The sequence below is a fragment of the Enterobacter cloacae complex sp. 6730903 genome, from assembly GCF_048283985.1.
GTDB lineage: Bacteria > Pseudomonadota > Gammaproteobacteria > Enterobacterales > Enterobacteriaceae > Enterobacter > Enterobacter hormaechei_C.
In genome coordinates this window covers 1-276 of the sequence record NZ_JBLVXX010000226.1, presented here as the reverse complement: position 1 = coordinate 276, position 276 = coordinate 1, and the positions used below count along the sequence as shown (strand labels likewise).

The window sequence follows — 276 nt, the reverse complement described above, 5'->3', positions numbered from 1 at the left end:
GCTTTAGTTTTATCAATAGATAAAGGCTTAATAAATTTAAACCAGAGAAGGGTACATAGCACCGATAACACAATCCACAGCACTATTTGAGTAGTAAGGCTGATATCTGGAAATAACCAATAGAGAAAGCAAACCATTATGGCTGCAATACCAAACCAGAGAGCGGCAAAGGCAGGGAGAATCAGCTCAGAAAGAATAAGTAAGATACCCAATACAAACCAGTGCCAAGGTTCTACAACAAACTCCATAGATCTGCTCTTTTATATGTCTTTATGA

General features: G+C 37.7%; 1 protein-coding gene. It reads right to left on the bottom strand.

Going from position 1 to position 276, the window contains the following annotated elements; translation table 11 throughout:
• Positions 1-248, bottom strand: a 248-nt coding sequence (locus ACNQ0W_RS25685) for an NfeD family protein (protein WP_031978545.1), incomplete at its 3' end; no start/stop codon positions are given.
• Between the last annotated feature and the right edge of the window lie 28 nt (positions 249-276).